Genomic DNA, 12,342 nt, shown 5'->3' with positions numbered 1-12,342 from the left:
TGATGAGTTACGTGGACGGACACAACGATGATCCCACTCCCTTCGTCTGGTCCAAGACAGCAGAAGAGATCATCGAAAAGGTTGGCAGAGCCAGGCGCGCGCTGGATAATGCCCCAACAGCGTGAATCACATCACTAGAGGCCTCACAGCGAAGTATCCTCTGGCGGCCAAGACGCCGGAAAGAATCCTTCTCTCGACAGCTCGCGCCGGAGGTTGCGCCGTTCCGAATACACCATCTCCGGAGCGCACGCTCTACCGAAGAAGCGTTCCCGACGCGCTCTGAGGGATTGCGTCCATTAGGGACTCGACTACAAGCTTCCGCGCCAGCGCATCGTTGAGCACTGGGTCGAAACGCTGCTCAACATGGAGGAACCTGGGCGACATCGCCGATGTGCCGCTCGTGCACGCGTTCCGCTGGCCGAATAGCTCGCGGCTCTGAACATTCTTGGTGCCACAGAGATTCCGATGCTGGAAGCGCCGCTTGTCTCTCGGGTCCTGACAACTTACTGCGCGAACGTCTCCTCCACCGGCGCTGGCTCTAAGAGCATCACGCACCCGAACGGAGAGTGGAGAGCCAGAGGCAGAAGAGTCCTCCCCACCGGAAACGATGAACCACGTCCACTCTTGAGGCGGACGAGTCTTCTGCCCCTTCGGCACCGCGCGTCCCCGCCCCATCCCGTGAAGCTGCGCAACGATGGCATCGGGCCATACGTCCGTGAGGGTTTGGTGCGCCGCATGGAAGAGGCTTGAGGGGCTGTGCGCCACATCGGAATCCGGATAGGGGCGTGAGGGAGGTCCGATCGGCTGGTTGCAGACGGAGGTCTTCCCGTCGCAGCCCGAGGGGTTCGAGGACGCACAGCGGTGTGCACCAGCCATGATTGCCGCACGCGCTCTAGCGACGGCGACCAGCTCGATAGCCTGAGCGCCCGTTCCCACCTCGAAAGTCGGGTGCGGGGCCTCGGCAATCAGGTCTCGCTCTGGACTGGCCGAGATCACAACGAGCGGGCCGACGCCCTGATCATCGACCTCGGAGAGCAACCAATATCGGGAGCTTCCATCACGAATCTCGACCACTTCGTAGCCCACGCCGGCTGACGCCCTCGCAGCTCCGGCCGCGTCCCCACCTGCCAGCAGCCTGACCACGACCGAGAAGCGTTCTGCAACGCCGGCATCGACCGGGACCCGGACCTCGCTGTCTGGCACGGCATGGTGGCGCGATTCGATCCACTCGCCTAGGTCGGCTCGCTCTTTCCGGATGCTTTCCGTGTCCTCAGGCTGAGTCTGAATGGACTCACAGCCCACACCGAGTGCCAAAGTTGTGAACAGACCGAATAGAGTAATATGGACCCGCATTCTGCCGGTGCCTCCTGCATCAAGGGTGTCGGAGCCTGGGCCTTCCGCCAAGACCGTGAGGGATCATTCGGGCCTCCTCTCGAGACGCAGCCCACGGGAGGGTCGAGCCGCCGGCGTACGCGACCCCCCAAACGGGATCTACAGGTAGAAAAAGGGGCGCGGGATCCGAGCTGCCCGGCCCACAGCTACCTGGCTGGGCCACCCGGGTCTTGCTCAAGGAGGACCGCGACCTCGCGACGCCGACTGTCTGGAGGCAGCCGGTGTCCCAGTTCCCACGCTCGAATCGTGGTGGCATGGACTCCGAGGAGCTTGGCGAGGCGTCGTTGCGAGAGCCCTGCTTCGATTCGCCACTGCCTCACATTCGCGCCGAAGCTAGAGCCCCCAGGGGGCTCGGGGTGTATGTCTGGTTGAAACAACCGGTGAAGCCGAACCTCATTGATCGAGTTGGGGACTCGCCTCCCGGTCTCCCATGCTCGCCACGTCCCCTCGTCCACGCCGATGCGCTGGCCAGCCTCCCTCTGGTCAAAGCCCTCACGCCTCCGGTAGGCCTTCATCTTCTCCGGGAGTGTCTCGCCTTCACCGATGGGGTCGTAGCCGAGAAAGGTCACAATGCGGCTGTAGTAGCTGACCCTGGGCATCGTGTGGCCGTTCTCCCAGTTCAGAACGGTGAACTCGTCCACCTCGAGTTGAGCTGCGAGTTCTGCCTGGTGAAGGCCAGCTTCAAGCCGCTTGGCCTTGACGTGCTCGCCCAAGGTCTTGGCTTCCCTCGAAGCTCCCTTTGGTTTCGGGCACTTACGGGTCGCTCGATGGAATGGCAAGAAGGCAACGCAGCCCTGCCGATGTGGATGGTACGGCTCCGGCGTACGCGATTGCCGCTGCGACGACGGTGCCCTCGCTCGCTACGAGGCGCGGCTGTCCGGCCCGCTACTCGACCGGATCGACCTTCATCTCGCCGTCCAGCCCGTCCCTTTCGATGACCTCGCCCTCCCGGCGACGGGTCCATGCACCGCTGAGCTTCGCGACAGGGTCATCGCAGCTCGGAAAAAACAGACGAAGCGCCTCGAACAGGCCGGCCTCGGAGGCGGCGCCCATCACAACGCCGCGATCCCGGTGGCTTCACTGGACGAACTCGTAGCCGCCACACCCGATGCAAGACGCATCCTCTCCAGGGCCGTCGACCAGTTGGCGCTCTCGGCGCGAGCGGCCCATCGCTTGATGCGGGTTGCGCGGACCATTGCCGACCTGGCAGATGAGGAGAAGGTGGGGCCGGCGATCATGGCGGAGGCGGTGGGGTTTCGGGCCGGGCGGTAGCAGGTGCCTTCCCGCCTCAAGCTTTCCTCCCCCCTTCCCGATGCAGGGAATCGCCGACCCGCGCGAGAGGACCCGATGGAAGATCATCCCTTTACGCTGATTCTGGACGACGCCTCCACGGGCCTGGGGAACGCCGCCCTCCGGCTCCTGCGCATGGGCATCGATGTCTTCTATGCCGCGGACCCGGACGAGGCCGTGCTGTTCTGCCGCCAATCCGAGGCGGGCGGTGTACGCGCGGTGATGGTCCCGGAAACGCTCGATCTGGCCGTTCTCGGCAAGGTGCTTCCGCGGCTACCCGCCAACAAGGACAGATCGATCACCAGCCTGGTCGCCGTCGGCGAGCTGGCGGATGAGAAACGCCTGGGCGAGCTACGCAAGGCCGGGATCGACCGGGCGCTGCGGACGCCCTTCGACGACAGCGCCCTGCGCTGGGTGGCCAACGAGGCGCGGTTCGAAAATGAGCACCAGCCCAAACGCCAGTTTTCGAGAGCCCCGACCGACCTGCTCTGCCGCGCTTCCTGGGGGATCCGGCGCAAGGATCTCGTCTGCTCGACCCTCTCGAAGGGGGGCGCCTTCCTCGAGACGCCCTCGCCGCTCGAGATCGGCCAGAAGATCAAGCTGCGGATCCCGCTACCGAATGGGCCGGTTTCCCTCAAATGCGTCGTCGCGAACCACGAGATGAGCGCCTCCCTTCGCCCCTCGGGAATGGGAGTGACCTTTGTGGAGCCCGCCACGGGTGAGGATCCGCTTGGGAGCTTCGTGAGCGCCCGCATGGCCGAATTCATGCTCTGATCCCCCGGGCCCGCGCTGGGGCCAGGCCCAGGTGTCAATTCCCGTACACGAAGGACCGAATTCCGTCACCTCAGTCTGCGTCGAAGGAGCGAGGGGAAACCCCGAGACACATCGCAACTGGTTGAAATTGAATGGATTTCACGGGAAGGCCCGAGTTGGGCAGGGGCCGGCGCCAGCTGGCACAAATCCTGCTCTAGTACGAGTCGATAGCCAGGAAACCAGATCCGAGGACTCGAGACCGGAGGCGTCCAAGATGGGCCGCGCAGCCGCACTCAAAACAGATCAGGGATTCGACCAGGAACCCGGCGGTCGCCCCGTCGAAACCACCCTGCTCGAGCTGGTCCAGACCCTTGGCGACCTGACCGACGATGACCGGGAGATCGTCGAAGTGGTCCTCGAGCTGCTGCGAGAAGATCGGGTCCGCTTGACGGGAAACTTCGCTGGGCAGCGGCTGGTGCTGGCCTAGACGAGCCCTCCAGCCGGGGTCCTTGACCCGTCCGGCCCGATCCCGACCCGGGGTTGTTGACCCCACCCGGCCCGATCCCGATGATCCCTCTCGGGGGTGATGCATGACCAAGCAGGGGAGCTTCGCGTTCACCGGCGCGAAGGGTGGGAAGAAGCCCAGGGCGACGGCCCGCAAGACACCGAAGAAGAAGGTGGCGACGAAGCCCGCCACCAAGAAGGCGGGGCGCAAGAAGGCCGCGCAGCCGTCCACCAAGAAGGCGGTCCGCAAGAAGGCTGCCAAGCCGCGCGGCCAGACGACGGCCCAGGAGATGGCCGGCAAGCAGCGGGACATCTCGGTCTCGGAGTTCTTTGCCAAGAACCGCCACTTGTTGGGCTTCGACAATCCGTCGAAGGCGTTGCTGACCACGGTCAAGGAAGGCGTCGACAACGCGCTGGATGCCTGTGAAGAAGCCGGCATCACTCCGGACATCCGCGTCGAGATCCACCAGAAGGACGAGACGCGCTTTCGCATCGCCATCGAAGACAACGGACCGGGCATCGTAAAGAGCCAGGTACCGAAGATCTTCGGGCGTCTCCTGTACGGGTCGAAGTTCCATCGGCTCCGCCAGAGCCGCGGCCAACAGGGCATCGGCATCAGCGCGGCGGGCATGTACGGCCTGTTGACCACCGGCAAGCCCATCGTCATCACGACCCGCACGGGAGCCAGGAAGCCCGCGCACCACTTCGAGTTGGTGATCGATACCAAGACGAACGATCCCCGCGTGAAGAAGGATCTCGAGGTCGAGTGGCCGGCCGAGCATGGCACGCGCGTCGAGATCGAACTGGAGGGCGCCTACCGTGGCGGCCAGCATTCGGTAGAGGCCTACATCCGCCAGATCTCGCTCGCCAATCCCCATGCGCGGATCGAGTTCCTCCCGCCGAACCCGAGCAAGACCAACGGTTCCGTTCTCTTCGATCGTGTCACGGAAGAACTGCCTCCGGAGACGGACGAGATCAAGCCCCATCCGTATGGCGTCGAGCTCGGCGTGTTGATGCAGATGTTCCGGGACACGAAATCCCGCAACGTGCGCGGTTGCCTACAAGCCGATTTCTCCCGGGTCTCTGGACGGATCGCCGACGAAATCTGCACGCGAGCCAAGGTGCCCTCGAAGCGCCGGCCGAGTGAGGTGACGCGCGACGAAGCAGAGCGCATCCACAAGAGCATCCAGGCGACCAAGATCATGGCGCCGCCGACCGATTGCATCGCGCCCATCGGTGAGGATCTGCTCGAGAGCGCACTCCGGCAGGAAGTGGAGGCGGATTTCTATGCATCGGTCACCCGCAAGCCGACGGTCTACCGAGGAAACCCCTTCCTGATCGAAGTCGGACTCGCCTACGGAGGCTCGCTTTCCGCGGACGACTCGGTGACGGCCTACCGCTTCGCGAACCGCGTGCCCCTGCAATACCAACAGGGGGCCTGCGCGATCACCAAGGCGATCACGGCTACGGATTGGAAGGCCTACAAGATGCAGCAGCCCCGGGGTGCGATGCCGGTGGGGCCGATGCTCTTGATGGTGCATATCGCCAGCGTCTGGGTTCCGTTTACCTCCGAGAGCAAGGAAGCCGTCGCCCACTACCCGGAAATCCTGAAGGAAATCCGGCTGGGCTTGCAGGAATGCGGCCGACAGGTTGCCAGGCACATCCGCAAACAGCGGCGCGAAGCGGATGAAGAAAAGAAGCGCGCCTACATCGTGAAATACATCCCGCAGGTGGCCGTGGGGCTTCAGGAGATCCTGGGCTTCGCGGACAAGGAGCGAGACAAGGTCGTGAACAACCTCACTGATGTGCTCGAGAAGAGCAGGAAACTCTAACCATGGCAGCGCGCAAGAAAGTCACGAGAAAGAAGGTGGCCCCGCGGAAGAAGGCAGCTCCGAAGAGGACCCCGGACGCGGTCATCCAAAAGAAGGTCCAGGAGGTCCGCAAGAAGAACGCGAAGCTCAACGCGTTGACCGTCGATCTCATCAAGGAAACCGCCAAGGGCGTTCACCAACGCATCAACCGGCAGGGAAAGCCGGATCTTCACTTTCCGATTCGCTCGCTCAAGAACGTCTCCTACTCCCAGAAGAAGGGCTACTTCGAGATCGGCCGGCAGAAGAAGACCCGCACGCTGACCGTCAACACGGTGAAGAGCTTCGCCCAGACGCTCCGCATGATGGGTCTCTCCAAGGAGATGGTCGAATCGAATGACTTCGCCACGAAGCGGGACGCCTACTATCAGAGCAAGAACTGGGAAGACGCGCGCTTCGACGAGCAGAGCGAGAGCGACGCGGTCATGGACGACATCGAGGCGATGTTTTCGATCCGGGGAGTCTCCCGGGAGCAGTTGCGCTTCGTTCCGGACGAGCACGGCGGTGCGGTGGCTGGCAACCTCGTCGTACTCGACCCGGATAGGGAGACCGGCGAGGTGGAGCGCATCGATTGCACACGCTTCGGTTCGGGCGCCTACTCGATTCCCTCGACCGTCGAGCATCTCTCCTTCGAAACCGATGCGAAGTTCATCCTGGCGATCGAAACGGGCGGTGTCTTCCAGCGGCTCCAGAGCCATAAATTCTGGCAGAGTTCGAATTGCATCCTGGTCTCACTTGCCGGCGTGCCTACCCGCGCGACCCGGCGTTTCATCCGCAAGCTTTCGGACGAGTGCAAATTGCCGGTCTACGCGTTCGTGGATTGTGATCCCTATGGGATCTCCAATATCTATCGAACCCTCAAGGTGGGCTCCGGAAATGCCGCTCACCTTTCCCAGTTCTTCTGCGTACCCCAGGCCCGATACCTCGGGGTGACGCCGGCGGACATCCGGGAGTACGACCTGCCCACCCATCCGCTTCACGATGTCGATGTCAAACGGGCGCGAGACGCGCTGAAGAACGATCCCTTCTTCCAGGCCCACAAGCCCTGGCAGAAGGCTCTGAACGATCTCCTCAAGATGGGCGTACGCGCCGAGCAGCAGGCCTTGGCCAAATGGGGGCTCAACTACGTGATCGAGGAATACCTGCCCCGAAAGCTCGCCAACCCGGGCCAGTTCCTGCCCTAGAATGATGGCATGAAGGGAATCGTTCTCGCCGGTGGTTCGGGCACGCGGCTGTATCCGATCACGCTCGGTGTCAGCAAGCAACTCCTGCCGGTGTATGACAAGCCGATGGTCTACTACCCGCTCAGCACCCTGATGCTGGCCGGGATCCGGGACGTGATGCTGATCAGCACACCGGAAGACCTGCCCGGTTTCGAGCGGGCACTCGGGGACGGCTCCCGACTCGGGATCTCGCTCACGTACGCAGCCCAGCCTCGGCCCGAGGGAATCGCCCAGGCGTTCCTGATCGCGCGGGAATGGATCGCAAATGAACCCGTCGGGCTCGCGCTGGGGGATAATGTCTTCTTCGGCCACGGCCTTCCCGAGGTGTTGCAACGTGCTGCGACACGGACTGAGGGCGGAACCGTATTCGGCTACCAGGTACGCGACCCGGAGCGCTACGGCGTGGTGGAGTTCGATTCCACCGGGCGTGCGCTGAACATCGAAGAAAAACCCGAGCATCCCCGGACGAATTGGGCGGTGACGGGACTCTACTTCTACGATGCCCAGGTCACGTCGATCGCCGCAGAACTCGAGCCCTCGCCACGCGGTGAGCTCGAGATCACCGACCTGAACAACCTCTACCTCGAGCGCGGCGAACTCCAGGTCGAGAAACTGGGCCGCGGTTTTGCCTGGCTCGATACGGGCACCCATGAATCGCTGATGCAGGCCGGCAACTTCATCCAGGCCGTGCAGGAGCGCCAGGGGCTCATGGTCTCCTGCGTCGAGGAGATCGCCTGGCGCAATGGGTGGATCAGCACCGAGGAACTGATGCGGATCGGCCACGAGATGCAGAAGAACGAGTACGGGGCATACCTGCAACGCATTGCCAACGAGGCACGAGATTGAAATTTCGCAAGACCTCCCTCGCGGGTGTCATCGTGGTCGAGCCCGACGTCCACCGGGATGCACGGGGGTTCTTCCTCGAGGCCTATCACGAGGAGAAATACAGGGACGGCGGAATCACGGGCCCATTCGTGCAGGACAACCACTCCTCGTCGAAGCGTGGAACCCTTCGCGGTCTGCATGCCCAGCTCGCTCCGTCGCAAGGCAAGTTGGTTCGCGTGGTTCGCGGCGAGGTCCTGGACGTCGCGGTCGACGTTCGCCTCGATTCTCCGACCTTCGGCCAGCATCATGCCGAAACCCTGGGTGCGGATACACACCGGCAGCTGTGGATTCCGGAAGGCTTCCTCCACGGCTTTCTCGTGCTCTCCGAGGAAGCCGAAGTCGAATACAAGGTAACCTCGCCCTACTCCCCTTCCGGTGAAATCGCCGTCGCCTGGAACGACCTGGAGCTCGCGATTCCCTGGCCGGAAGGCGATCCCATCGTCTCGGAGCGAGACGCTTCCGCCCCGCCGCTTTCCGCCGTTCGAGACCGCCTCCCCAGATCCTGAACCGGCTATGGTTTCCCATCGGAGGAGAGATCATGCAGCTCGAAGGCAAGGCGGCGATCGTCACGGGTTCAGGAACGGGTGTTGGGCGGGCGACCGCCCTGGCACTTGCCGAGAGCGGCTGCTCGGTGCTCGTGAACTACAGCCGATCCAAGGATGCCGCGGAGGAAGTCGCGGCGGAGGCGGCCGGCAAGGGCGTCCAATCACTCGCCGTCCGAGCGGATGTATCCCAGGACGACGATTGCCGGCAACTCGTCGAAACCGCGACCCGTGAGTTCGGAAGGCTCGACATCCTGGTGAACAATGCGGGCACCACCAGCTTCATCCCGCATGCCGATCTCGAAAAGGTCAGCGCAGACGACTGGACGACGATCCTCGGCGTCAATCTCGTTGGACCCTTCCAATGCACCCGCGCCGCCACCCCTGCCCTCAAGGCCGATGGCGGTGGCCAGGTGATCAACGTATCCAGTGTGGCGGGCGTCTACGGAACGGGCAGCTCGATCCCCTACTGCGCGTCGAAGGCTGGCCTCAACATCCTGACCGTGACGCTCGCCCGTGTGCTCGGTCCGGAAGTGCAGGTGAACGCGGTCTGCCCGGGCTTCATCGACGGCACATGGCTGCAGGGAGGGCTCGGTGCGGCCTTCGACCCGATCAAACAAGCCTTTGCCGAGCGCTCGATGCTAGGCGCGGTGTGCACGCCGGAAGACGTGAAGGATGCCATCTTCGGCTTCCTGCTGGGCTCGCGACTCGTGACGGGAGAGGTGCTGGTGGTCGACGGCGGCGCTGGAAAATCCGGCTGAGCAAGCCCTAGTAGTCTTCCTCGAGCAGCAGCTCGTCGTCATCCGCGCCTTGCTGGACGATCAGCGGAGCCCGGCAGTAGGCGCAGAAGATCTCTTCTCCCTTCTTCTCGTCGCCGGCGAGGGGGATGTCCGCGTTGCAGATCGGGCATTCGAGATCTTTGGCCATGGCGTTCTCTTCGTCCTTGGACAAAAGAGCCTTGACCCTCGAAGCCGGCTCACGTAGATTGGTCGGGCCAATTGGTCCGACCATTGACTTTTCGTTCCCGCGGGGACACTCAGGAGAAACGTGGCCCGATCCGCTCGAGACACGATCACCGATCACCTCAGGGGTGAAATCCTGCGCGGCACCTACCCGGCCGGCGGGAGACTCCCGCCCGAGCGGGAGTTGGCCCAGCGACTGGGCGCCAACCGCAGCTCCGTTCGGGAGGCCCTGCGCAAGCTCGAGCAATCGGGCCTGGTGGAGATCCGTCACGGCGGAGGCGCCACCGTTCTCCCGATCGAGCAGGCCAGCATCGATGTCATTCAGCACCTGCTCGCGCTGAGCGGGGCCCCGGATCGCGAGCTGCTCGAGCAGGTACTCGAAGTCCATGAAATGCTGATCCTCGGCGGAACCCGCCTGGCCATCGAGCGCGGCGATCCCCTGCAGCTCGAGCGGGCTCGCGAGCTGCTCGGGCAGCTGGCGGATGCATCCACGGATGTGGAGACCTACCTCGACACGGTCGAGGAGGTTCTCGGCCTGATCGGCGAAGCCAGCGGCAACCTCGTTCTCAAGATGGCCCGCCGCGCCGTCAATCCCCTCTTCGATGAACACTTCCGAGAAACCCGCCGCCGCTTTCGGCCGCCGGACGATCGGGTCCACAAGATGGTCAGCGAGCTCGACCAGGCCATCGCCTTGCGAGATGCCGATGGCGCCGAGCGTGCCCTTCGCAGCTTCTTGCGCGCCGGGCGCAGCCAAGCGCTCGAAGTCCTTTCCTCTTACTCCAGCGTCGGCCAGTCCGACGCCGACAACCAAGGAGACCCCCAATGAGCGACCTCCCCGAAAGCCATCCCGTTCAGACCGATGGCGTGAAGGCTTCGATGGAAGCGATCTACAACTGGAACTACGACAGCGAGATCGACCAGGTTCGGACGCTGTATGCGAACGCCCTGGACCGCCAGTGGATCGCCATGAAGGATCTCGACTGGGATCGCGACATCGACCGGGAGGCATTCTCCCGTTCGTTCACGATGGGCGGTATCCCGGTGAGCGAGACCCGGTTCTGGAAGAGCTTGCCCGCGGATACGCGTTGGGATGTCGCGCGGCGCACGGCCACGTTCATGCTCTCCAACTTCCTGCACGGCGAGCAGGGCGCCATGATGGTCGCCGGCCAGCTCGTGAACGTGGTGCCCCATATGGACGGAAAATTCTACGCGAGCACCCAGACCATGGACGAGGCCCGGCACGTGGAAGTCTTCGCCGCCTACATCCGCAAGCTCGGGGACGTGCAACCGATTGCACCAGGCCTGAAGCAGCTGCTCGACAACGTACTCGAGACGGATAACTGGCTGCTCAAGGCCGTTGGCATGAACATCGTGACCGAGGGCCTCGCCCTCTACAGCTTCCGGGACATGCGCAACCAGACCGAGGAACCGCTGCTGAAGGATCTGCTGACGCTGGTATCTCGCGATGAAGCGCGACATACGGGCTACGGGGTGAAATATCTCTCCACGATCGTCCCGACCCTCGACGATGAACAGGTCGCCGAAGTCGAGGACTTCGCTTTCGAAGCGGCCCGCCTGCTGATCGACTCACGGGCAGGCCTGTCCATGCGCGATACCGCTCTCCAGCTGTGGGCCGATGCGGGCGTCGACCCGGCGGAAGCCATGAAGGCGCTGATCGAGGAGCGCGAACTGATCAAGAACTCACTGGAACGTTCGGGTGGCCGTACCGGCCCCGTTCGAGGTTTCGTGATCCCGACCCTCAAGGCCATCGGCCTGTTCAGCGATCGCATCTGCGGTCACTTCGACGAAATGTTCGAGGCCAACTTCCAGGGCGCCTTCGGCAGCATCACCGACGACCCTTCGACCTCCCCGCTGTTGACTTACTGGGATGCGAGGGCTGCGGAGACTTCCATTCGAGCGGAGTCGAAGACCTCCTGGACCTTCGGAGATGCGTCGGAGCCGACCACGATCTCGGGTTCGACTCGCAGCGCGGCGCGAAACGAGGCTCGCCCCTCGGAGGGCCGCTCCAGGGCCACGTGGGCAATCCCGCGAAGAAGCTCCGCGCGGGCGATTCGAGGGCCTGCGTCCTCCCGAACCCAGAGTTCGCCCAGTAGATCCAGACCGAGATCGGCCATATCGATGGCTTCCTCGAAGCGAGCCGAATCGAGGTAGGCATCGCCAACCGTGAGGACCGCGTCGATCGCGGCGTAGGGCGTTCCGGAAACCGGGGCGGGCGCGGGTGCCCGCGGAGGCGCCGGCGGCGCCTCGCACGCGACCGGCTCCTGGATCGCGATCTCGACCGGCTGGGGACGGTCACAGGCACACTCCTGGGGAGGCGCTTCGCCCGGAACCTGGATGACACGGCCGGCTCGGAGGCGCTCGGGGCGTTGCATTCCGTTCATCGCGGCCAGTTCAGCCGCTTCGATTCCGTGGCGCTGGGCGATACGCCAGAGGGTCTCGCCTCGACGCACCCGGTAGTTATGCGAGGCGTCTTCGACCGCGGGGATTGGAGCCGCGGCAACATCGGGTCGCTCCAACTCGGCTGCCGGTTCCGGCAGCTCGGGTAGGATCGATTCCGGTGCGCCGGGTACGATCAACTCCGTCCCAACGGAGACCTGGCGGACATCAGCGATGGCGTTCAGGTCGACCAACTCTTCCACCGTCAGGTCGTAGCGCCGTGCGATCGCCCAGACCGTCTCGCCGGGTGCCACTGTGTGGAGCGATGAGGGCACCGAGACGCTCGGAGCCGGCTCCTCCATCGCGGGTTCCGGAGCGGGCGGGAGTTCCTGCGTCAGGTGGGCACAGCCCACGAATCCGACCGCCAGGAACGAAATGAATACGGGCAGACAGCGATGGTCGATCGACACGCCAGGCCTCCTTCGGAGGGAAGAGCACGGGGGGCGTGTGGCCTGAGATTGCCCAG

General features: G+C 63.9%; 14 protein-coding genes. 10 read left to right on the top strand and 4 right to left on the bottom strand.

The features are described 5' to 3' along the window. Positions 1 to 252: 252 nt before the first annotated feature. Both GY937_12890 and GY937_12885 read right to left on the bottom strand, forming a co-directional pair. Positions 253 to 1,203 carry a hypothetical protein gene (locus GY937_12890; GenBank protein ID MCP5057605.1) on the bottom strand — a complete coding sequence of 317 codons (951 nt, stop codon included), beginning with the start codon at positions 1,201 to 1,203 and terminating at the stop codon, positions 253 to 255. Positions 1,204 to 1,538: 335 nt separating this feature from the next. Next, the gene (locus tag GY937_12885; GenBank protein MCP5057604.1) at positions 1,539 to 2,105 is read right to left on the bottom strand and encodes a helix-turn-helix domain-containing protein; all 567 of its coding nucleotides are present in this window, start codon (positions 2,103 to 2,105) and stop codon (positions 1,539 to 1,541) included. Between the two features lie 4 nt (positions 2,106 to 2,109). Between GY937_12885 and GY937_12880 the strand changes: the two genes are divergently transcribed. The 8 genes from GY937_12880 to GY937_12845 all read left to right on the top strand — a co-directional run bounded on the left by GY937_12880 (position 2,110) and on the right by GY937_12845 (position 9,218). After that, positions 2,110 to 2,664 (top strand): ATP-binding protein, encoded by a 555-nt coding sequence (locus GY937_12880; GenBank protein ID MCP5057603.1) that lies wholly within the window; start codon positions 2,110 to 2,112, stop codon positions 2,662 to 2,664. A 75-nt stretch (positions 2,665 to 2,739) separates the two neighbouring features. Beyond that, positions 2,740 to 3,456 (top strand): PilZ domain-containing protein, encoded by a 717-nt coding sequence (locus GY937_12875; GenBank protein MCP5057602.1) that lies wholly within the window; start codon positions 2,740 to 2,742, stop codon positions 3,454 to 3,456. A gap of 253 nt (positions 3,457 to 3,709) precedes the next feature. Further along, positions 3,710 to 3,922 carry a hypothetical protein gene (locus GY937_12870; GenBank protein MCP5057601.1) on the top strand — a complete coding sequence of 71 codons (213 nt, stop codon included), beginning with the start codon at positions 3,710 to 3,712 and terminating at the stop codon, positions 3,920 to 3,922. Between the two features lie 103 nt (positions 3,923 to 4,025). Beyond that, the gene (locus tag GY937_12865) at positions 4,026 to 5,771 is read left to right on the top strand and encodes a DNA topoisomerase VI subunit B (GenBank protein MCP5057600.1); all 1,746 of its coding nucleotides are present in this window, start codon (positions 4,026 to 4,028) and stop codon (positions 5,769 to 5,771) included. A gap of 2 nt (positions 5,772 to 5,773) precedes the next feature. Next, the gene (locus GY937_12860; GenBank protein ID MCP5057599.1) at positions 5,774 to 6,991 is read left to right on the top strand and encodes a DNA topoisomerase IV subunit A; all 1,218 of its coding nucleotides are present in this window, start codon (positions 5,774 to 5,776) and stop codon (positions 6,989 to 6,991) included. A gap of 9 nt (positions 6,992 to 7,000) precedes the next feature. Then, a complete protein-coding gene (gene rfbA / locus GY937_12855) occupies positions 7,001 to 7,876 on the top strand; it encodes a glucose-1-phosphate thymidylyltransferase RfbA (protein ID MCP5057598.1) in 876 nt (291 codons plus the stop codon). Beyond that, positions 7,873 to 8,421, top strand: a complete 549-nt coding sequence (rfbC, locus tag GY937_12850; protein MCP5057597.1) for a dTDP-4-dehydrorhamnose 3,5-epimerase — start codon at positions 7,873 to 7,875, stop codon at positions 8,419 to 8,421. Before rfbA ends, rfbC begins: the two co-directional genes overlap by 4 nt. Before the next feature lie 32 nt (positions 8,422 to 8,453). Beyond that, positions 8,454 to 9,218, top strand: a complete 765-nt coding sequence (locus GY937_12845; protein ID MCP5057596.1) for an SDR family oxidoreductase — start codon at positions 8,454 to 8,456, stop codon at positions 9,216 to 9,218. A gap of 7 nt (positions 9,219 to 9,225) precedes the next feature. On the opposite strand, the gene GY937_12840 is transcribed toward GY937_12845, so the two are convergent. Further along, the gene (locus GY937_12840) at positions 9,226 to 9,384 is read right to left on the bottom strand and encodes a lysine biosynthesis protein LysW (protein ID MCP5057595.1); all 159 of its coding nucleotides are present in this window, start codon (positions 9,382 to 9,384) and stop codon (positions 9,226 to 9,228) included. Positions 9,385 to 9,504: 120 nt separating this feature from the next. Between GY937_12840 and GY937_12835 the strand changes: the two genes are divergently transcribed. Continuing rightward, positions 9,505 to 10,245 (top strand): FadR family transcriptional regulator, encoded by a 741-nt coding sequence (locus GY937_12835; GenBank protein ID MCP5057594.1) that lies wholly within the window; start codon positions 9,505 to 9,507, stop codon positions 10,243 to 10,245. Further along, the gene (locus tag GY937_12830; protein ID MCP5057593.1) at positions 10,242 to 11,591 is read left to right on the top strand and encodes a ferritin-like domain-containing protein; all 1,350 of its coding nucleotides are present in this window, start codon (positions 10,242 to 10,244) and stop codon (positions 11,589 to 11,591) included. The genes GY937_12835 and GY937_12830 overlap by 4 nt, the downstream gene beginning before the upstream one ends. On the opposite strand, the gene GY937_12825 is transcribed toward GY937_12830, so the two are convergent. Then, complete coding sequence (locus tag GY937_12825; protein MCP5057592.1) at positions 11,300 to 12,286, bottom strand: LysM peptidoglycan-binding domain-containing protein; 987 nt, start codon at positions 12,284 to 12,286, stop codon at positions 11,300 to 11,302. The two genes, GY937_12830 and GY937_12825, sit on opposite strands and share 292 nt — an antisense overlap. Positions 12,287 to 12,342 lie beyond the last annotated feature (56 nt).

This window comes from bacterium (assembly GCA_024228115.1).
In the GTDB taxonomy this organism is placed as follows: domain Bacteria; phylum Myxococcota_A; class UBA9160; order UBA9160; family UBA6930.
The sequence above is the reverse complement of the archived record's forward strand: the minus strand, read 5'-3'. Positions and strand labels throughout refer to the sequence as shown.

Excerpts from the sequence above, each read along its gene's own strand:
- GY937_12875 (MCP5057602.1), top strand. The coding sequence starts at position 2,740 with ATGGAAGATCATCCCTTTACGCTGATTCTGGACGACGCCTCCACGGGC.
- GY937_12870 (MCP5057601.1), top strand. The coding sequence starts at position 3,710 with ATGGGCCGCGCAGCCGCACTCAAAACAGATCAGGGATTCGACCAGGAA.
- GY937_12865 (MCP5057600.1), top strand. The coding sequence starts at position 4,026 with ATGACCAAGCAGGGGAGCTTCGCGTTCACCGGCGCGAAGGGTGGGAAG.
- GY937_12860 (MCP5057599.1), top strand. The coding sequence starts at position 5,774 with ATGGCAGCGCGCAAGAAAGTCACGAGAAAGAAGGTGGCCCCGCGGAAG.
- rfbA (MCP5057598.1), top strand. The coding sequence starts at position 7,001 with ATGAAGGGAATCGTTCTCGCCGGTGGTTCGGGCACGCGGCTGTATCCG.
- GY937_12845 (MCP5057596.1), top strand. The coding sequence starts at position 8,454 with ATGCAGCTCGAAGGCAAGGCGGCGATCGTCACGGGTTCAGGAACGGGT.
- GY937_12840 (MCP5057595.1), bottom strand. The coding sequence starts at position 9,384 with ATGGCCAAAGATCTCGAATGCCCGATCTGCAACGCGGACATCCCCCTC.
- GY937_12830 (MCP5057593.1), top strand. The coding sequence starts at position 10,242 with ATGAGCGACCTCCCCGAAAGCCATCCCGTTCAGACCGATGGCGTGAAG.